Here is an 18,160-nt window from a genome sequence, read left to right as displayed (position 1 = left end):
ACCACCGACATCGCGCGTCATTAGACTGCTGGGGCCCGACCACAAACGAAACGAGGCGAGAAATCAAGTGGCTCGACATCGCGGATCCGGTGGAACACGTGGCGTCAGCGCAGGCATCATCGTGTCGTTGGTCGCCGTCGCCCTCCTGGTTCTCGGCGTCGTCGGCTGGCTCCAACTCCGCGACCGAATCGACGACCAGGCCACCGAAGCGGCCGGGACCTGCGTCGAAGGTGACGCCGAACTCCACATCGCCGCCGACCCACTCATCGCCCGCACCCTCACCGACCTCGCCGCCACATGGAACACCGACGTCGCACCCGTGATCCGCGACTACTGCATCACCGCCCACGTCACCGCCACGGAATCCCCCACCGCAGCCACAGCCCTCGCCACCGACACCTGGAACCCCGAACTCGGTCCAGAGCCTGCGCTCTGGGTACCCGTCGACACCCGCGCAGCCGACCGCGCGGGCACGAGTGCGAGCGGGCAACGTCGATCCCTCGCCATCTCCCCTATCGTTCTCGCCGCACCCACCGCCCTCCAGAACGGACTCACGACCGCTGGGGTCGCATGGCACGACCTACCGTCGCTGCAGGCCACCCCCGGATCCCTCAGCACACTCGGCCTCGGATCCTGGGAATCGCTGAGGATGGCCCTGCCCACCGGAACCAGCAGTGCCGCTACCGAGCCCGCACTCGAAGCTGTCGCCGCCACCGGCACGGGACCGCTGACCCAGGATGAAGCAGAGTCCCCGGAAACCGTGACCGCAATGACGGAACTCGCGCTCGGCGCCAACGCTCTCGATATTGCCGCAGGACCCACCACCGCAGACGCACTCACGGCGCTCGCCGCGAACACCACCCCAGACTCCCCGATCCATGCTGTGCCCGTGACGGAAAAGCAACTGTACGACGCAGTCACCGACGGCACCGCCCGCGACCTCTCAAGCTTCCTTCCCGCAGGCGCCTCCCCCGTCGCCGATTTCCCCGCGGTGGTGCCCAGCGCCGCCTGGGTCGACGAAACACTGTCCCGGGCCGCTGGGCAGTTCATCGACTACGTGCGTAGCCCCGACCGAGCACAGAGCTTCCTCGACGACGGATTCCGCAACGAAGGCGGTGACTCCCCCGATCGCTCCGCCGCAGAACACACAGGCTCCGATACGTCCGACTTCACATACCCTCCTGTCACGAGTGTTCTCGCCGCGGCAGATTCCTCCGTCGGAGACACACTGCTCGACATCAGGGTCAATCCACAGCCACCGACCAAGACCACCCTGCTCGTGGACACCAGCACCTCCATGGCCGCAGCAGACGAAGACAGCACCCGACTCGACGACACCGCAGCCGCCATCGACCGCGTCCTCCGCCGTGCCCCGAATTCCGCGATCGTCGGGATGTACGTCTTCGGCGACACATCGTCCTACCGAACCGCCGTCGCCCGCGACGCACTTACGCTCGAGCAGCGCGCGGCGCTGTCCTCGGCACTAGGCGCGGTCACCCCCACCGAGACCGCGCCGGTGTACGAATCGATCCTCGCCGCGTATGCCGACGCCGTCGAGAACTACGATCCGTCCAGACCGAACTCGATGCTCGTGATCCTCGACAGTGACGACAAGAGCATGGACGACCGGAACACCCGCACGAGCGCCGATTCCGACACAAGCACAAGCACAGCCGAAGAGTTTCTCGACGGAATCGACGACCTCACCGACAGCGCCGCGCCGGTCCGGGTAGACCTCGTCGTCCTCGGCGACGACGTCACCGATTCCCAGACACTGCAAGCCCTCACCGACCGCACCGGCGGGTCGTACTCCACGCTCGCGACCACCGCGAACGACGACCTGACCGACCTACTCCGAAAGCTCATTTCCTGACCGTGATCCGACTGCTCGTCGCGGGGACGCTCCTCGCCCTCATCACCTACTGGCTCCACCGCCGCCTCGTACGGGCCCCCGGCCTCACCGGAAAGAGCGCCTTCGTCGCCGATCTCGCCCTCGTGGTGTTACTCGTCGTAGCGTTGGCCGCGTCGGTCACCGGCACCGTCCTCGACCCCGCATGGGCACGCCCACTGGGATTCGTCGGCTACAGCTGGTTCGCCGCCGGGCTCTACCTGATCCTCGGAATCCTCGTCATCGGAGTATTCTGCCTCGGAGCGAGACTCGTACGTCGGTTCCGCACCGACGACTCCTCCGACCTCGACACCTCCGAACGACCACCACGCCGTGCCCTGCGTATCGCAACGGGCACGCTCGTCACCGCCACAGTCGCCACGATCGGCTATGGCAGCCTGATCGAAGCGGCCAACCCCAGACTCGTCCACTCCACCATCGCTCTGCCCGGACTCCCGGACGGGTTCGACGGACTCCGCGTCGCCCTGATCACGGATCTGCACGTCGGCCCTGCGAGGGGCGCCGGATTCGTGCAGGGAGTCGTCGATCAGGTCAACGAACAGCAACCCGACCTCATCGTTCTCGGCGGAGATCTCGCCGACGGCACCATCGAGTTCGTAGGCGACGACCTCGCACCCCTCTCCGAGCTTCGTGCCCCGCTCGGCGTCTACGGGGTCAGCGGCAACCACGAGTACTACTCCGACGATGCGTTGTCCTGGCTGGACCACTGGGAAACCCTCGGTGTACAGACCCTGCGAAACGAAAACGTCACCGTGACCCGAGGCAGCGACGAGATCGTCATCGCTGGTGTCTACGACTACACCGCGCCGGCACCGGATGCGGCGGATCTCCCCCGCGCGGTCGACGGGCTGTCACCGGAGACTTTCGTCCTCCTCGCCGCACACCAGCCGAAGCACGTCCTCGAAGCCCAGAACCTCGGTGTGGACCTACAGCTGTCCGGGCACACTCACGGCGGCCAGATGTGGCCTCTCGGATACCTCGTGTCCGCGGCGAACCCCACCGTCACCGGGTTGGATCACTTCGGCGACACTGCCATCTACACCTCCCAGGGAGCCGGCGCTTGGGGTCCACCGGTGCGCGTCGCAACACCTCCCGAGATCTCCGTACTCGAGCTCGTCACGCAAAAATAGACTTGCCCCGCCCTGACGTATAGGGGGGTTGAAGGTGAGAGTGTTGCAGAGCGTGGGACAATATTCTGTATTTCTAGGAGTTCCGTATCGTTCAGAATATTTCATGCGGAACGCTCGGGGCTGCGGACGACAGTCCGCAGCCCCGGCACTCTCAGCTGCTGTAGGCCTCCAGCGGAGGGCACGAGCACACCAGATTGCGGTCGCCGTGTGCGCCGTCGATTCGACGTACCGCGGGCCACACCTTCGCACGCCCCTTCCCCAGCGGGTACACCGCGATCTCACGAGAATATGGATGGTCCCACTCCCCCACCAGGCACTCCGCGGTGTGCGGTGCTCCTCTCAGCGGGTTGTCGTCGACCGCCCACTCCCCTGCCCCGACCCTGTCGATCTCCCCCCGGATCGAGACCATCGCATCGATGAACTCGTCGATCTCGCTCAGATCTTCACTCTCGGTGGGTTCGACCATGAGAGTTCCGGCCACGGGGAAACTCATCGTCGGCGCATGGAATCCGTAGTCGGCGAGACGCTTGGCCACGTCGTCGACGGTGACACCGGTGTCCTTGGTCAACTGACGCAGGTCGAGGATGCACTCGTGCGCAACCATCCCGTTCGCACCCGTGTACAGCACCGGGAAGTACTCGTCGAGGCGTCGTGCAATGTAGTTCGCCGACGCGATCGCAGTCAGCGACGCCTGCCGAAGCCCGCGCGCACCCATGAGCTTGATGTATGCCCACGTGATCGGCAGGATCGACGCCGACCCGTAGGGTGCAGCCGATACCGGTCCCCCACCGCCGAGCTCGGGTACGGCCGGATGACCCGGCAGGAACGGCGTGAGGTGCGAACGTACCCCGATCGGGCCGACACCCGGCCCGCCGCCACCGTGCGGGATACAGAACGTCTTGTGCAGATTCAGGTGGCTGACGTCGCCGCCGAACTTGCCGGGTCGCGCCAGACCCACGAGTGCATTGAGATTCGCACCGTCGATGTACACCTGCCCGCCGGCGTCGTGCACGGCACCGCAGATGTCCTCGATCTCGTGTTCGTACACGCCATGGGTCGACGGGTAGGTGATCATGATCGCGGCGAGCCGTTCGGCGTGGTCGGCGATCTTCGCCCGCAGATCGTCGAGGTCCACGTCACCGTTCGGGCGGCACGCAACGACCTCGACACGCATACCGGCCATGACAGCCGATGCGGCGTTGGTCCCATGCGCGCTCGAGGGGATCAGGCACGTGTCGCGGTGGTCGTCACCGCGGCTCAGATGATAGTGCCGAATGGCCAGCAGACCTGCATATTCACCCTGGCTACCGGCATTCGGCTGCAGGGTGACGGCGTCGTATCCGGTGACTGCGCAGAGCCAGCGTTCGAGATCCGAGATGAGTGCCCGGATTCCCTCGGTCTGATCTGCAGGAGCGAACGGGTGCAGGCCCGCGAACTCCGGCCACGTGATGGCTTCCATCTCCGCCGCAGCGTTTAGCTTCATCGTGCAGGATCCGAGCGGGATCATCGTGCGGTCGAGCGCGAGATCCTTGTCGGACAACCGTCGCAGGTACCTCATCATCGCGGTTTCCGTCCGGTACTTCGTGAACGCCTCGTGCTGCAGAAACTCGCTGGTACGGCCCAACTCCTTCGGGATGGACAGGGGCCCGTCGCCGGGCGACCCTTCAGCAGCGATACCGAATGCAGCCAACACACTTGCGACGTGCGCGTCCGTCGTCGCTTCGTCGCAGGAGATCGACACGTGATCCGTATCGACGAGATGCAGATTGACGGAGCGCTCGTGTGCTGCTGCCACCACCTCGGCAGCGCGATCCGGAACACGGGCGAGGACGGTATCGAAGAACTCGTCGTGAACGACTTCGACACCACCGCCGCGCAGCTGGGCCGCGAGGCCGGATGCATGCGAAGCCACGCGCCGCGCGATCCCGGTCAGGCCCTCCGCACCGTGGTATGACGCGTACATCGCGGCGAGCACGGCCAGAAGCACCTGTGCGGTACAGATGTTGCTGGTCGCCTTCTCCCGGCGGATGTGCTGCTCACGGGTCTGCAGCGCAAGCCGGTAGGCCGGGGCACCGTCGGCGTCCACCGAGACACCCACCAGCCGACCCGGGAGATTCCGCGTGTGCGCACCGTTCACTGCCAGGTATCCCGCGTGCGGGCCACCGAAGCCCATCGGCACACCGAAGCGCTGAGTGGTGCCGAAGCATGCATCGGCACCCTTCTCTCCCGGCGGAGTCATCAACGTCAACGCCAAGAGGTCCGCGCCCACCGCAACCAGCGCGCCGCGCTCGTGCGCAGCCTCGATCACGGGAGCGACGTCGAACACCCGGCCCGACGCGCCCGGCGCCTGCAGGACCACACCGAAGAATTCACCGTCCGGCAGTCCATCGTCGACGATGTTCGCGGCGACGAGCTCTATGCCGAGCGGCTCGGCACGCGTCGCGAGCACCGCGGCGGTCTGGGTGAACAGGTCGGCGTCGACTACGAATCGGGGGCTCTTCGACTTGCGATTCGCGCGACGCAGCAACGTCATGGCCTCGGCCGCTGCGGTGGCCTCGTCGAGCATCGACGAGTTCGCCACCTCCATCCCGGTCAGGTCGGCGACCATGGTCTGGAAGTTGAGCAGCGCTTCGAGACGGCCCTGACTGATCTCCGGCTGGTACGGCGTGTACGCCGTGTACCAGGCGGGATTCTCAATGATGTTGCGGAGCAGAACCGGCGGAGTGAGCGTGTCGTAGTAGCCGTGTCCGATCATGGACGTGGCGACGGTGTTGCGGGCCGCCAGTGCTTTCAGGCCGGCCAAGACCTCGTGTTCACTCAGCGGTGCGTCCAGAACATCGAGTCCGTCGGCAACTTCGCCGTCACGGTCGTCGAGGATTCCGGCGGGAAGTGCCTTCGCGGCGAGATCCTCGAGGGTATCGACTCCGACGACGTCGAGGATCCGGCGCATTCCCTGCGCATCGGGTCCGATGTGACGATCGGCGAAATTCCAGGTGACGGCATCTGTCATCGCAGCTCCCAGGCTGGTCGGCGAGGTTCACTCGTGCTCGGTCGGCACGGGTGCTTCCTCCCCCTCTGTCCTGAGCTCGCGGGGCGAGCGCCTGAGAGATTCGGTCCCGGTAGGCGGACCTTTCCCCGTGGGCGGGTGGGTGCTCCCACCGCTTTCCAGAGACGTCGTAGCTCACGCGGTCCTGGGTGCCTGAGAGATTGACGGGGAGGTGCTGCTCCTTCGGCGCCCGGACGTGTTGGTCCGGGGCTCTCCCGCGGGACGGCGACGCACAACGATTCTAGAGCACAACTGCACCGATCGAGGCCGCGCTCCCCGGGGCGTGACCTATGCCCTATCCGATGCGTCGATTGATACGGTTGCGGCGGCGGGAAGCCAGTTCGTCCTCGGGCTTCTCCTCGACAGCGTATCCGTCGGCACGTTCGGCCGGGAAATCCGCGATACTGCCGGTCAGTTCCCGGACTGCGCCGCTGACCGCGATACCGAACACACCCTGTCCGCCTTGAAGCAGGTCTACGACCTCTTCCGGGGACGTACATTCGTACACGGTGGTGCCGTCGGAGAACAGTGTGATCTTGGCCAGATCCCGCACGCCACGGCTCCGGAGATGGTCGACGGCCACACGGATGTTCTGCAGAGAGACACCGGTGTCGAGGAGCCGCTTGACGATCTTCAGAACCAGGATGTCCTTGAACGAGTACAACCGCTGACTTCCGGACCCCGCCGCGCTCCTGATGGACGGCACCACGAGGTTGGTGCGTGCCCAGTAGTCGAGTTGGCGGTAGCTGATGCCCGCAATCTGACATGCGATCGGCACTCGATAGCCGACAAGCTCATCGGGCACCGAGTTGTCGGGAAACAGCCCCGGCTGCAGATCCTCGGAGGTGTCCGATACCGGTACCGAAGCCACGCGATCGCCGGTGTCGGCACCGAGTTGCTGTCCTTGCGGCCGATCTCGCACTTTGTGACTTCCTCTCGCGCGCCCCGTTGTCCCTCGCCACCACCGACCAGGCGGATCTCCCCACCGCATCCGATCCCGTGCATCCTCCGGTTCACCCGACTTGAACCCGTAGCGGATCAACCAAGCGTACGCCCTGTGTGATTCACGACGGGCAGCAACACGCCGACACGGAAAGCAACGTTCGACGTTACACGGGTTCGCTGCCGGGCGTCGTCGAACAACGTTCGACTCGATCCACCAGCGGAGAAGGTCAAGTCAGCCGTCGGTTGCCTTGAAGTCGTCGGGTGAGACCGATTCGAGGAACTCCTTGAACTTCTCGACCTCGTCCTCCTTCTCGTCGGGCATCGCGAGACCTGCTTCGGCCAGCACCGATTCCTCGGCGAACACCGGTGCACCGGTGCGCAGAGCGACTGCAACCGCGTCCGAGGGGCGGCACGAGACCCGCATCTCGCCGTCGAAGACGAGGTCGGCGTAGAAGGTGCCCTCCTGGAGATCCACGATCCGAACTTCCAGAAGGGCATGGCCGAATGCATCGAGAAGATTCTTGATCAGGTCGTGCGTGAGTGGCCGCGCCGGCTCCACACCCTGCTGTTCCAGCGCGATGGCGGTTGCTTCCATCTGACCGATCCAGATCGGTAGGTACCGCTCACCGTCCGCTTCGCGCAACAGAAGGACCGGCTGGTTCTGCGGTTGCTCGACTCGGATACCGACTATCCTCATCTCGCTCATTGCGGCGCCTCCGTCCCGCTGCCTGTCAGTCGTCGTACCCGCTGACCGTACTGCCTGAATTCTAATGCGCTCCTCCGTGTACGTCAGGTGCCCGAATCCGGAAGAGGGCCACGCTCGTGGGTGATGCCGCTGCGGGCTACGTCAACGATCGAGTGATCCCTGTACTGCTGCCTTGACGAGGCACGTGTGCAACGTCAGAGACAACGCAGCCAACTCACGCACCATCTCTTCTGCACGTTCACGTGCCCCTGCATCGCGTCCCTTGGCGATCGGTCCTGCGATCTGGGCGACAAGGCCCGCCTCACGGTCTGCCGCCAATTTGAACGCGCGGAGGTGCCGGACTTCGAGTCCGAACTGGGACATCGCCTTCGCGGTCCGTGCCAGCAGCACCGCGTCGTCGTCGAAGAACCCTGCAGCACCCGGCGTGAGGAGTCCCGCGCCCACCAACTCTGTGAGGAACACCGTGTCGATCCCGGCCCGTTCGCAGAGATCGTCACGACCGACCCGAATCTGACGGTCCGTCCGAAGGTCCTCGGGAGAAACCTCGCCCCGCGCAACCGCGAGCTGACGCGGTCGTTTGGGACGAGTGTCGACGGCTCCCACCGTTGCTGCGCCGCGATCTATCGCCTCGAGCTGTTCCTTGATCACCTTCAGCGGGAGGTACTGATCACGCTGCGCGGTGAGGACGTACCGGAGCCGCTCACAGTCCGCAATGGAGAACCGGCGGTAACCCGACGGCGTGCGCTCCGGACTGATCAGCCCTTCGGCCTCGAGAAATCGGATCTTCGAGATCGTCACGTCCGGGAAGTCCGGGCGGAGTCGATCGAGCACGGACCCGATCGACATACCTGCCGGCGCCGGCTGGTGGGCAGCGGTCATCAGCTACCTGCGCCCTGAGTGCCCCGCGGACCTGTCAGAAACACCAGGCGGAACTTGCCGATCTGGACCTCGTCGCCGTTCGCGAGCACTGCCGAGTCGACGGGTTCGCGGTTGACGTAGGTGCCGTTGAGGCTTCCCACATCGACGACCTGGAACTCGCCGTCGTCCTGACGGAACTCTGCGTGGCGACGGCTGACGGTGACATCGTCGAGGAAGATGTCACTGTCGGGGTGCCGCCCGGCGGACGTGGTGGGCTGGTCGAGCAAGAAGCGCGACCCCGCGTTGGGCCCGCGCTTGACGAGGAGCAGGGCCGCCCCGGCCGGAAGGCCTTCTACACCCGAGACCGGTCCTTCGGTCGTCGCAGCGGCGCCGGTGTTCTCCAATTCGTTCAGGAAGTCGGCACGAAACACCGAAGTTGTTTCCGCTGGGGTCTCTTCGTAGCCCGCGTTGCCGTTCTCGCTCACCGTTTCTCCTTATCCGTTCGATCGTCCGAGTACTCCCGGATGATCGTCATTCGTTCGCCACCACCACGATCGGACACGGCACACGCCATACCCGACCGTACCCTGCGCACGCCCCTGGTGCAGGTAGTCGCGGTTACGTCACCCAGGGGATCTCATCCTTCTGTGATCTCTCTGTATCCCGCCGCATCGAGGGTCTGCTCGAGGGCAGCGTCGAGCCCTGCCTCGCTGTTCGACTCGACTTCGATGAGCCACCCTTCCGTGTACGGCGCACTGTTGACCAACTCCGGGCGCGCCTCCAGTTCGCCGTTCACCGCCGCGACCGCTGCAGCGAAGGGCGCGTAGACATCCGACACACTCTTCGTGGATTCGACCTCGCCGAACGAATCACCCGCGCCGAGGGCGGAGCCGGCGTCCGGCAACTGCACGAACACCACGTCACCGAGCTGAGATTGAGCGTAGTCGGTGATACCGATCCGGGCGGTGGTCGACCCAGTCCGCTGTACCCACTCGTGCTCCGCCGTGTATCGCAGATCAGCGGGCGTCTCGAACTCACTCACGGCAGTTCCCTTCGGAGGCGACGATTCGGCACGAACGTCTGTTTCAGTTTCCTGGCTGAGCGTATTGGCGCGGTTCGATCTCCCGCAAGGCGAGCACGTCGACCTGCGGAAATTGCTCGACGGTCAATGTTCCGCCGCGGCGAGCGACCGTGTCCACCACCCCGCCAGGGATGTTCAGTGCTGCTGCGAGCGTCGGACCGTCTCCGATGGCTGTAACCGTATAGGGCGCCGAGAATTTTCGATCGTCGACCGTCAGATCCCCTCCCTGCCCCGTGACCCACGAGTCGACACCGATGCGCACGGATGTTCCGTCGGCACCTGTGATCTGCATCGTGTCCGTGCCCGCCGCTCGTAGTTCCTGGATCGTGTCGAGGACCACCTCCGATCCGATCCCACCGAGCGGGTCGTCGATCGTGAGGACGACCCCCGGCCCGGTCGCAGGAACTGTACCTAGCTGGACCGACAGGTTCTGCAGACGAGCACGAGCCTCCGCGAGAGCGGCATCCGAACCGTTCTGCTCGAAACCTTCGAGAGTGCGCTCGAGGCCCGTGATCTCTTGCCTCAGCGCCGCCTCGCGTCGATTGAGGTTGTCGAGGAGTACGAGCAGGTCTGCGGGACGGGCCGACTCGAGGGTGTCGCCCGCATCGGTGTTCTTCACCTGAGTAGCGATGGCCGTACCGAGCAGAACCACCAGCAGTGCCGCGAGTACCGCGTACACCCGGCGCTCGCGCCGCGGGCCGGATGTGTCGGACCGAATGTCTTCGGGGAGATCCTCGGTCATCGCTCACGCACCGAAGAGTCTGCGGCGCAGGGCCGACGCGTTGCCGAAGATCCGGATTCCGAGGACGACGATGACAGCTGTGGAGAGCTGGGTGCCTACGCCGAGTTGGTCTCCGAGCCACACGATCAGCGCGGCGACGAGGACGTTGAACACGAATGAGACGACGAACACCTTCGCGTCGAAGATGTCGTCGAGATAGGCACGCAATCCGCCGAACACGGTGTCGAGGGCGGCGACCACCGCGATCGGAAGGTAGGGCTGAACCACGTCGGGCACCTGCGGGCTGAACACGATCCCGGCAGCAATGCCGATCGCGAGTGCCAGCACCGCATAGAGCGCCTGACCGTGCCTGAGGTGCTTCACCGATTCCCCGATTCCCGAGCCGATTCGACAGTACGTACCGTGGCCGCCGGCAGTTCGAGCTCGTCGGCCTCGGCGATCGTGAAACCTACCCCGTAGAGCTGTTTGACGCCCGAGAGCCTCAGGTATGCGTCGCTCACCACGAAATCCGTCTGCATCTGCGCCTGGGGGCCGACGGCGGAGACGACGTACGGCGAGAACACCGGTTGATTGTCGACGAGCATCGCTCCCCCGGCCTGCCGGATGGTCACACCGGGGCCGATGCGCACATCGCCGACCGATACCGCTTCAGCACCGCCCGCCCACAGTGCATTGACCACCGATTGCAGGTCGCGGTCGAGGACGGTCGCGGTGCTGCCGGTGGCGTCGAGTACCGACGGGTCCGACAGGTTCGGTCGACCCGACGGATCCGACAGGGTGACAGTGATTCCGGGGCCGCCGACGGGCACAGCGGCGGCAGCTGTCTGCGCCACGCGCAGCTCGTCGAGAGTTGCCGCACCCTGCGCATCATGGGCCACCAGTTCGGCACTGCGTTGCTCGACGATGTCCGTCAGCTCGTCGCGTCGGGTGACGAGTGCGGCGTTGCGTTCGTCGCTGGTTCGGAGGGAATCGAGGATCTCGGTGCGCGCCTGATCTGCGCCCGGTTCACGATCGGTGTTCTCGGCGTAGGCGACGCCGAGAACAAGACCGGCGAGGATGCTTCCGATGACGAGCCAGATCCTGGTGCGTGTCGGCGACGAGAACGCGCGACCCGCTGCCCGGTCCGCGGCTGCCGCGGCGTAGCCGGGGTCGAGGTGATCTTCGAGCAGCGACTTGAGCAGTGACGGAACCGGGTTTCGGGTGATCTGTTCCCAGCGGCGGCTCACTCGGCGGGCTGCCCCTCGTTCGGGGATACGGCACGGGCGATCCATACGGCCTGACCCAGGTAGAGCAATCCGGTCCAGACGTAGAGTGCCGACCCCCAGATCAGTGCCGCCCAACCGAGTGGGTGCGCGACGGCGGACGTTGTGGGGACCGCCAGGTCCAGCAGCAGCAACGGCAGTGCGCACATGAGGAGGAACGTCGCGCCCTTGCCCAGGTAGAGCACAGCGGGTGGGGGCATGCCGCGACGCCGGTACACGGCGAGGGTAGGGGCGAGAACGAGTTCTCGTCCGATGAGGATCGCGGCGATCCACCACGGGATCACGTCCCGCGCCACCAACGCGATGAGGGTGGTGACGATGTAGAGACGGTCGACCATGGGGTCGAGCAGCGCGCCCAGTCGGGACGCCTGGTCCAGTAGGCGGGCGAGCTTGCCGTCAGCCCAGTCGGTGAACCCGCTGAGGAAGAGGATCGCGAGCGCCCACCCATCCGCGTGGACGACGAGAATCAGGTAGAGGAAGACAGGGATTCCGAGCAGCCGCACGAAGCTGAGCAGGTTCGGGATGGTGAGGATGCGATCGGCGCCGGGACGGGTGTCGTCCGGTGTCGTCACGTCACCCATCGTGCTCCTGTCTGATCTACGCGGTCCAGCCGGTCAAGCTTTTCATATCGGCTGCGGGCACCGTCACGAGGTGGTCAGCGCCATGCGAACACCGGTTGTTCGAGGCCGTCGATACGGGTGTGCCGACGATGGAGGGCGACCTCACGGAACTGGTAGACCACGGCGGCGGTGGGCGCGTGGATGAGGTGCCCACGGAACGGCCACTGGATTACCGGCTTGTCGGATTCGGGGATGCCGACGAACCGAGGCTCGCTGTCCAGCTCGGCCTCGGTGACGGCGAACAGGACATCGACTTCATCGGGGCTCGGCTTCAGATCAGCGATCGCTGTCTCGGACCACACCACGAACGGTGACATCACATATCCGGATCGGGTGACATAGTCGTCGAGCCGTCCGACGATAGCGGCGGGCGCAGCGTCGAGTCCGAGTTCTTCGTGCAGTTCCCGCAACGCCGCCTCTTCGGGTGTCTCCCCCGGGTCGAGGCGTCCACCCGGAAGCGCGAACTGGCCGGGGTGTGCGCGCAACTTCGTCGGTCGGCGCGTGAGGGGCATGACCGGGCTCCCCGCCCCGTCGTCGAGCACGGCTATGACGACAGCGGCGTGGCGGCGCCCTTCGAGCGGAATCCGACGCGATTCGAAGCGTCCGATGGAATCCCGAAGTGTCGTGTGCGTCAGTGCGCTCGATATGGGCATGGTGTGACATTATCCCAACCATAATTCTGTTTATAAAGGTATTCCGTCTCTCCCGAAATCTTCAAGACGGAACTGCAGACAGCTGTATCCAGTCCGACTACGCTCCCTCACACGCGATTCCGTCGTCCCTACCGAACTGGGAAAGGACACCATGAGCACCGACCCCGCGGGCCTGGATACCACGCTCCTCCGCAGTCACCTCCGGACCGCTGCCCCCCACCTCTTCGACGGGCCTCTGACCGCCCGCCTGATCAGCGGTGGACGATCGAACCTCACCTACGGCGTGAGCGACGGCAGGCGGGAACTCGTCCTGCGGCGACCACCGCTCGGACACGTGTTGAAAACCGCGCACGACATGACCCGCGAGCACCGCGTGATCACTGCGCTCGCCGGAACCGAGGTACCTGTGCCGCGCACCTTCCTGCTGTGTGCCGATACCAAGATCATCGGGGCGCCTTTCTACATCATGGAACTGGTCGAGGGCACACCATTTCGCACGGCCGAGGAACTCGCGCCTCTCGGGCGGGATCGGGTGCGTGCGATCTCCGAGCGGATGGTCGACACCCTGGCAAGGCTGCACTCGGTGCAGCCGGCAGCGGTGGGGCTCGAGGACTTCGGCCGGGCCGAAGGTTTCCTCGAACGCCAGGTGCGCCGGTGGCAGACGCAACTCGACGCGTCCCGGAGCCGCACACTCGAAGGCGCCGATGAGCTGCACCGGTTGCTGGTCGAGCAGCTACCCGCGACGAGCGGTTCGACGATCGTGCACGGCGACTACCGCCTCGACAACGTGCTGATAGACGAGAACGATCAGGTTGCGGCGGTGCTGGATTGGGAGATGGCAACTCTCGGTGATCCGCTCACCGACGTCGCGCTGCTCATGGTCTACCAGCAGCTTGCGCGCAGGGACGGGCCGGTCCCGGTGTCGACGGTGTCGCGCGCCCCCGGTTTCCTCGACGACGAGAAAGTGCTGTCCCGTTATGCGGGCGCGAGCGGCAGGGACCTGTCGGGGATGGCATTCCATCTGGGGCTGGCCTATTTCAAGCTCGCGGTGATCCTCGAGGGAATCCATTTCCGCTTCCTGCAAGGCCAGACCGTGGGCGAAGGTTTCAGCGCATTCGGAGACGCTGTGGAACCCCTCCTCCACGAGGGGGTTTCGGCCCTCCGGAGGTAAGGTTTCTCCATGCCACATCCGATCATGTTCGACGAGACGGATCCGTTGCTGGCTCGGGTGCGCGCCCTCGTCCTGGCGTATCCCGGCGCCCAGGAGAAGATCTCGCACGGCCGTCCGTTCTTCTTCACCAAGACGTCGTTCGCGGTCTACGGCGGATCCGACAAGGACACCCGCGCGTCGTTTCCCCGATCGTTGATCATCAAGCCCGACGCCGACGAACGCCTCGCCCTCCTCGGTGAGGATCACACGTATCTGCCCATGTACCTGGGTCCGTCGGGGTGGGTCGGCTACGACCTCGACCGCGACGCGGTGGACTGGGCCGAGGTCGCAGAACTGGTCGACATGTCGTTCCGTGAGACGGCTCCCGTGAAACTGGTGCGCGAACTGGATGCGCGCCTCGGTTGAGTCCCCGGCCCAGCAGCTTCTCGGATGCCGGATGGGTCAGCCGGCGCTGATATTGACCATCCACGGAACACCGAACTTGTCGGTGCAGGCCCCGAAGCTGTCACCCCAGGGTGCCTTCTCGAGCGGCATGGTTATGGCGCCCCCGTCGACGAGTCCGTCCCAGTAGCCGCGGAGTTCGGCATCATCGTCGCCGCTCAGCGAGATAGTGAAGTTGGTTCCAGGGGTGTTGTCCATGCCGGGAGGCGTATCCGAGGCCATGAGTACGAATCCGCTGTCGGTGGTGAGCATCGCATGCATGACCTTGCTGTCCACCACGTCGTCGCCGGTGGGTTGCCCCTCGCCGAACGTGCTGATTTCGAGTTCACCACCGAAGACGGTCCTGTAGAACTCCATCGCGTCACGCGCGTTGTCGCGGAAGCTGATGTACGGATTGAGTCGAGTGGTCATCGCGGGCTCCTGATCTGTCGGAGGAAAGATGAGTCGGCATTACGCAGATGGACTCTGCGCAGTGCCGTTTCTCATCGTGTCCCGTCATGCTCACTCGCGGAGCTTTTCGACGGATCCCGGCTCAGGACACCGACACAGTTCGCCTCACGTTCGCCTCGTCGTCGACGGCGGACGCAAGGACCCGACCGACCTTGCTGCGCGCGACCTGCCACCCTGTGAGCTCGCCGCTGGTCGAGGTGAACGCGTCTCCGGCGTCGGTCGAGTCGGTCAGGTTGACCGGTTGCACGAGGGTCCAGTCGAGGCCGCTCTCGTGCACGAAGCGGTCCTGGATCACGGTGTCGGCGACCTGCGGCCCGAGAAGCAGCGAGAACATGAGCTTGTAACGCAACGGCAGTCGGCCGTCGGTGTCACCTACTCCGTATGTGGTCTGGACGATCAGGCGACGCACGCCGTGACGTTGCATCGCGTCGATGATGTTGCGGGTCCCGGTGGACCGCACGTCGAGTGCGGTACGAGCCGGTCCGCGCAGCCGCACACGGACGGGGTTCTCGGTGATGCCGAGGGTGACGATGACGGCGTCCTGGCCGCGGACTGCGCGGTCGACGTCGTCGGGTCGGGTGGCATCGCCGATCACGCCGATGGGTCCGTCGCCGAACGTCTGCTGGGCTTCGACGGTGCGCACCATGACGGTGACGTCGTGGCCGCGGTCGAGGAGTGCAGTGACGGCAGCACGGCCGGAGCCACCCGTTGCGCCGATGACGAGTACTTTCATGAGGTTCTCCTGAGGTTGTTCGGATGATGTGTCCACCGTATGAACGTTCTTCAGGACGTTCTATGACTCTCCGTCCGACCCTCATGTTCATTCGTCCTGCGGGGCTGGACGGATGAACACCAAGCGGTGAGGGTGAACACATGACGATCGAGAGGGTTCGGGAGACCGACAACGTGCTCTATCCGTGGACACCGGTCGATCCACTCGCGGAGGCGCTTCACCTGCTGCGCATGCGTGGCGGCTTCTACTGCCGGTCGGAATTGACCGCGCCGTGGGCGCTGGAGATGCCGCCGGTGGCCGACAGCGTGAGCTTCCACCTGGTCGTCTCAGGCGAAATGTGGCTCGAGGTCCCCGATTCGGCGTCGGCGCGGCTCCTCCCCGGAGAATTCGTCATCGTGCCGCACGGGGCGGGACACCTGATGCGGAGCGACCCGAGCGTCCCCAGCACCGGATGCGCGGGACGCGTGGATCTACTCCCCCAGACCATGATCGGCGACCACTATTCGGTTCTGCGCTGCGGCGGAGGTGGTGAACGCTCCACTCTGGTGTGCGGGGTCGTCGAGTTCGATCATCCGACTGCACGGCGTCTGGTGGCGTTGCTGCCTCCCATCCTGCGGATGGACACGACCGCGTCGGCGAGGCGCAGCACGACGACGCAGGTGTTGTCGTTGATGGCCGACGAAGCGCAACACGTGCTGCCGGGTGGCGAGGCGGTGCTCACGCGATTGGCCGACATCCTTGTGATCATGGCAATCCGGAGTTGGATCGATTCCGCGCCGGCGGCCCGGCGCGGATGGATCGGCGCTCTGCAGGACCCACAGGTCGGCCGTGCGCTCGCTGCCGTTCACCGCGCCCCCGAACGGCCGTGGACGGTCGAGTCCCTCGCACGGGAAGCGGCGATGTCGCGGTCGGCGTTCGCGGCGCGGTTCACCGAGTTGGTCGGCGAATCCGCGATGCGGTACGTCGGTCGATGGCGGATGGAGTCGGCGACCGTCGCGTTGCAGGACGGCGCGACGGTCGCCGAACTCGCGTCGCGGTCGGGCTACGAGTCCGAAGCCGCGTTCTCGAGGGCGTTCAAGAGGATCACGGGCGTGTCCCCGGGATCGGTCCGCCACCGCACCGACGGCACATTCGCCACTCGTCGATAGCGCACGGGCATCCGTGTCAGGGCAGTCACTTGTGCGTTCTATAGGCCGGTGGACACGGTGACATGCCTTCGACGTTCGGCCTTGATCACCTCGAACAGACTTGTCCAGTTGTCCCTGCCGTGTCCGGCGGCGGTCGCGGCGTCGTACAGGTTCTTGACCGCGTCCGGCAACCCTCGCCCAACCCCGGATTCGACACTGGCCTGGACGATGTGGTCGGCGGTGGCGCCCATCATCGTCACAGTACTCAGCTCCCCCGGGTGACTGCCCCCGACGAGATCGGCGGCCAACTCTGCGCTCGGCCCGATGATCGACGGGATCAATTGCACATGTTCGTACAGGTCCGCGAGAGCATTCTCGACCGGGCCGCCGACCGACTGGATCAGTGCGGCCGCATGGAGCATGCTCGCCAGCGTGGTCAGGAAGACGTCGAGGTTTGCCAGATAGAAGAGCTGGGCCAGTCGTACGTCGGCGCCGAGGAATCGGGTCGATCCCAGAAGCCGCAAGACGGGTTCCCAGCGGCGAAAGGCGTCCGGATCCCCGCTGTAATAGGCATAGGCAGCGTCGGTGCCGAGCATGGGTGCGGGCACCATGACCCCGCCCGCGACGAAGTGGCCGCCCCGACCGGCCACCCAGTAGGCCGCCGACGCGGTGCGTTCAGGGGTATCGGAGCTGAGGTTGACGATGGTCCGGCCGGTCAGATCCTCGATCGGGTCGAGAATGTCGTACATCGCCTGATAGTCGGTCAGGCTGAGGATGATCAGCTCCGATGCCGCGACCGCTGCGGCCGGCTCGGATGCTCTCGTCGCTCCTGTTTCGACCAGAGCATCGGCGCGCGCCGGTGTCCGGTTCCAGACGGTGACGGGGTGGCCGGCAGCCAGCAGTATGCGAGTCATCGCCTGCCCCATCGGCCCGAGGCCGATGACGGTGAGCGCAGTGGTGGTCACAGGCATGAGAAGGTCCCTTCAGGAGTGGGATGTGCGATGGATTCGACGATGCGCGCGAAACTGTCGGTGCCGTGGCCGGAGTCCCGTTCTGCGGCGATCAATCTCTGCACCATCGCAATGGGTTGGACGCCGGCCTCCGCCAACTCGATTCCCTTACCGGGGGTGCGATTCCAGACGACGACGGAACGGTCGGCCCTCAGCAGCGCGGACGCGAGGGCGCGCCCCATTTCGCCGAGGCCGAGGATGCTGACGGTGACGGGTGTGTTCATGACCTGATGTGTTCCTCACGAAAGTGGGATGTTGACAACTGTCGGTGCCGAT

Annotated in this window: 20 protein-coding genes and 1 riboswitch; of the genes, 5 read left to right on the top strand and 15 right to left on the bottom strand. The window is 65.4% G+C overall.

Features of this window, described 5'->3' with window-relative positions; translation table 11 throughout:
- The first annotated feature begins 67 nt into the window (after positions 1-67).
- Both ACZ46K_RS18155 and ACZ46K_RS18150 read left to right on the top strand, forming a co-directional pair.
- Entirely contained in the window at positions 68-1,873 is a 1,806-nt protein-coding gene (locus tag ACZ46K_RS18155) for a substrate-binding domain-containing protein (RefSeq protein WP_054809965.1), read from the top strand.
- Positions 1,874-1,875: 2 nt separating this feature from the next.
- Positions 1,876-3,039: a metallophosphoesterase gene (locus ACZ46K_RS18150; protein ID WP_054809964.1), complete on the top strand. Its 1,164-nt coding sequence runs from the start codon at positions 1,876-1,878 to the stop codon at positions 3,037-3,039.
- A gap of 151 nt (positions 3,040-3,190) precedes the next feature.
- On the opposite strand, the gene gcvP is transcribed toward ACZ46K_RS18150, so the two are convergent.
- The 11 genes from gcvP to ACZ46K_RS18095 form a co-directional block, all read right to left on the bottom strand.
- On the bottom strand, positions 3,191-6,049 hold the full coding sequence (gcvP, locus tag ACZ46K_RS18145) for an aminomethyl-transferring glycine dehydrogenase (protein WP_464743983.1): 2,859 nt from the start codon (positions 6,047-6,049) through the stop codon (positions 3,191-3,193).
- Between the two features lie 166 nt (positions 6,050-6,215).
- Positions 6,216-6,313: riboswitch (glycine riboswitch) on the bottom strand.
- 67 nt (positions 6,314-6,380) lie between these two features.
- Positions 6,381-7,007 carry a MerR family transcriptional regulator gene (locus tag ACZ46K_RS18140; RefSeq protein WP_054805894.1) on the bottom strand — a complete coding sequence of 209 codons (627 nt, stop codon included), beginning with the start codon at positions 7,005-7,007 and terminating at the stop codon, positions 6,381-6,383.
- Between the two features lie 255 nt (positions 7,008-7,262).
- Positions 7,263-7,736 (bottom strand): bifunctional nuclease family protein, encoded by a 474-nt coding sequence (locus ACZ46K_RS18135; protein ID WP_054805893.1) that lies wholly within the window; start codon positions 7,734-7,736, stop codon positions 7,263-7,265.
- Positions 7,737-7,877: 141 nt separating this feature from the next.
- Positions 7,878-8,615 carry a transcriptional regulator FtsR gene (gene ftsR, locus ACZ46K_RS18130; protein ID WP_464743982.1) on the bottom strand — a complete coding sequence of 246 codons (738 nt, stop codon included), beginning with the start codon at positions 8,613-8,615 and terminating at the stop codon, positions 7,878-7,880.
- Entirely contained in the window at positions 8,615-9,079 is a 465-nt protein-coding gene (gene odhI / locus ACZ46K_RS18125; RefSeq protein WP_054805891.1) for an oxoglutarate dehydrogenase inhibitor Odhl, read from the bottom strand. Before odhI ends, ftsR begins: the two co-directional genes overlap by 1 nt.
- Positions 9,080-9,231: 152 nt before the next feature.
- Entirely contained in the window at positions 9,232-9,636 is a 405-nt protein-coding gene (gene gcvH, locus ACZ46K_RS18120) for a glycine cleavage system protein GcvH (protein WP_054809963.1), read from the bottom strand.
- Positions 9,637-9,679: 43 nt separating this feature from the next.
- Positions 9,680-10,417 (bottom strand): DUF881 domain-containing protein, encoded by a 738-nt coding sequence (locus ACZ46K_RS18115; RefSeq protein ID WP_054805890.1) that lies wholly within the window; start codon positions 10,415-10,417, stop codon positions 9,680-9,682.
- Positions 10,418-10,420: 3 nt separating this feature from the next.
- Complete coding sequence (locus ACZ46K_RS18110) at positions 10,421-10,780, bottom strand: small basic family protein (protein ID WP_054713560.1); 360 nt, start codon at positions 10,778-10,780, stop codon at positions 10,421-10,423.
- The gene (locus ACZ46K_RS18105) at positions 10,777-11,643 is read right to left on the bottom strand and encodes a DUF881 domain-containing protein (RefSeq protein ID WP_054805889.1); all 867 of its coding nucleotides are present in this window, start codon (positions 11,641-11,643) and stop codon (positions 10,777-10,779) included. The genes ACZ46K_RS18110 and ACZ46K_RS18105 overlap by 4 nt, the downstream gene beginning before the upstream one ends.
- Positions 11,640-12,260 (bottom strand): CDP-alcohol phosphatidyltransferase family protein, encoded by a 621-nt coding sequence (locus tag ACZ46K_RS18100; RefSeq protein ID WP_054805888.1) that lies wholly within the window; start codon positions 12,258-12,260, stop codon positions 11,640-11,642. Before ACZ46K_RS18100 ends, ACZ46K_RS18105 begins: the two co-directional genes overlap by 4 nt.
- Before the next feature lie 74 nt (positions 12,261-12,334).
- Positions 12,335-12,952, bottom strand: coding sequence for an NUDIX hydrolase (locus ACZ46K_RS18095; protein ID WP_464743981.1), 618 nt, complete (start codon positions 12,950-12,952; stop codon positions 12,335-12,337).
- A gap of 151 nt (positions 12,953-13,103) precedes the next feature.
- Between ACZ46K_RS18095 and ACZ46K_RS18090 the strand changes: the two genes are divergently transcribed.
- Both ACZ46K_RS18090 and ACZ46K_RS18085 read left to right on the top strand, forming a co-directional pair.
- Positions 13,104-14,123 carry a phosphotransferase family protein gene (locus ACZ46K_RS18090; RefSeq protein WP_054809962.1) on the top strand — a complete coding sequence of 340 codons (1,020 nt, stop codon included), beginning with the start codon at positions 13,104-13,106 and terminating at the stop codon, positions 14,121-14,123.
- A gap of 9 nt (positions 14,124-14,132) precedes the next feature.
- The gene (locus ACZ46K_RS18085) at positions 14,133-14,528 is read left to right on the top strand and encodes an MmcQ/YjbR family DNA-binding protein (RefSeq protein ID WP_464743980.1); all 396 of its coding nucleotides are present in this window, start codon (positions 14,133-14,135) and stop codon (positions 14,526-14,528) included.
- Between the two features lie 36 nt (positions 14,529-14,564).
- On the opposite strand, the gene ACZ46K_RS18080 is transcribed toward ACZ46K_RS18085, so the two are convergent.
- Together ACZ46K_RS18080 and ACZ46K_RS18075 are read right to left on the bottom strand one after the other, a co-directional pair.
- Complete coding sequence (locus ACZ46K_RS18080) at positions 14,565-14,975, bottom strand: VOC family protein (protein WP_054805887.1); 411 nt, start codon at positions 14,973-14,975, stop codon at positions 14,565-14,567.
- Between the two features lie 121 nt (positions 14,976-15,096).
- The gene (locus ACZ46K_RS18075; protein ID WP_054809966.1) at positions 15,097-15,747 is read right to left on the bottom strand and encodes an NAD(P)-dependent oxidoreductase; all 651 of its coding nucleotides are present in this window, start codon (positions 15,745-15,747) and stop codon (positions 15,097-15,099) included.
- 140 nt (positions 15,748-15,887) lie between these two features.
- On the opposite strand from ACZ46K_RS18075, the gene ACZ46K_RS18070 reads away from it, so the two are divergent.
- Positions 15,888-16,895 (top strand): AraC family transcriptional regulator, encoded by a 1,008-nt coding sequence (locus ACZ46K_RS18070; RefSeq protein ID WP_464743979.1) that lies wholly within the window; start codon positions 15,888-15,890, stop codon positions 16,893-16,895.
- Between the two features lie 38 nt (positions 16,896-16,933).
- Here the strand turns inward: ACZ46K_RS18070 and ACZ46K_RS18065 are convergent, their stop codons facing one another.
- Together ACZ46K_RS18065 and ACZ46K_RS18060 are read right to left on the bottom strand one after the other, a co-directional pair.
- Positions 16,934-17,845: an NAD(P)-dependent oxidoreductase gene (locus ACZ46K_RS18065; protein WP_054810765.1), complete on the bottom strand. Its 912-nt coding sequence runs from the start codon at positions 17,843-17,845 to the stop codon at positions 16,934-16,936.
- Complete coding sequence (locus ACZ46K_RS18060; protein ID WP_054807762.1) at positions 17,836-18,108, bottom strand: NAD(P)-binding domain-containing protein; 273 nt, start codon at positions 18,106-18,108, stop codon at positions 17,836-17,838. The genes ACZ46K_RS18065 and ACZ46K_RS18060 overlap by 10 nt, the downstream gene beginning before the upstream one ends.
- Positions 18,109-18,160 lie beyond the last annotated feature (52 nt).

This window comes from Rhodococcus sp. JCM 9793 (genome assembly GCF_055380405.1).
Note: the sequence above shows the minus strand (reverse complement) of the source record. Positions and strands in the feature narration are given on the sequence as shown.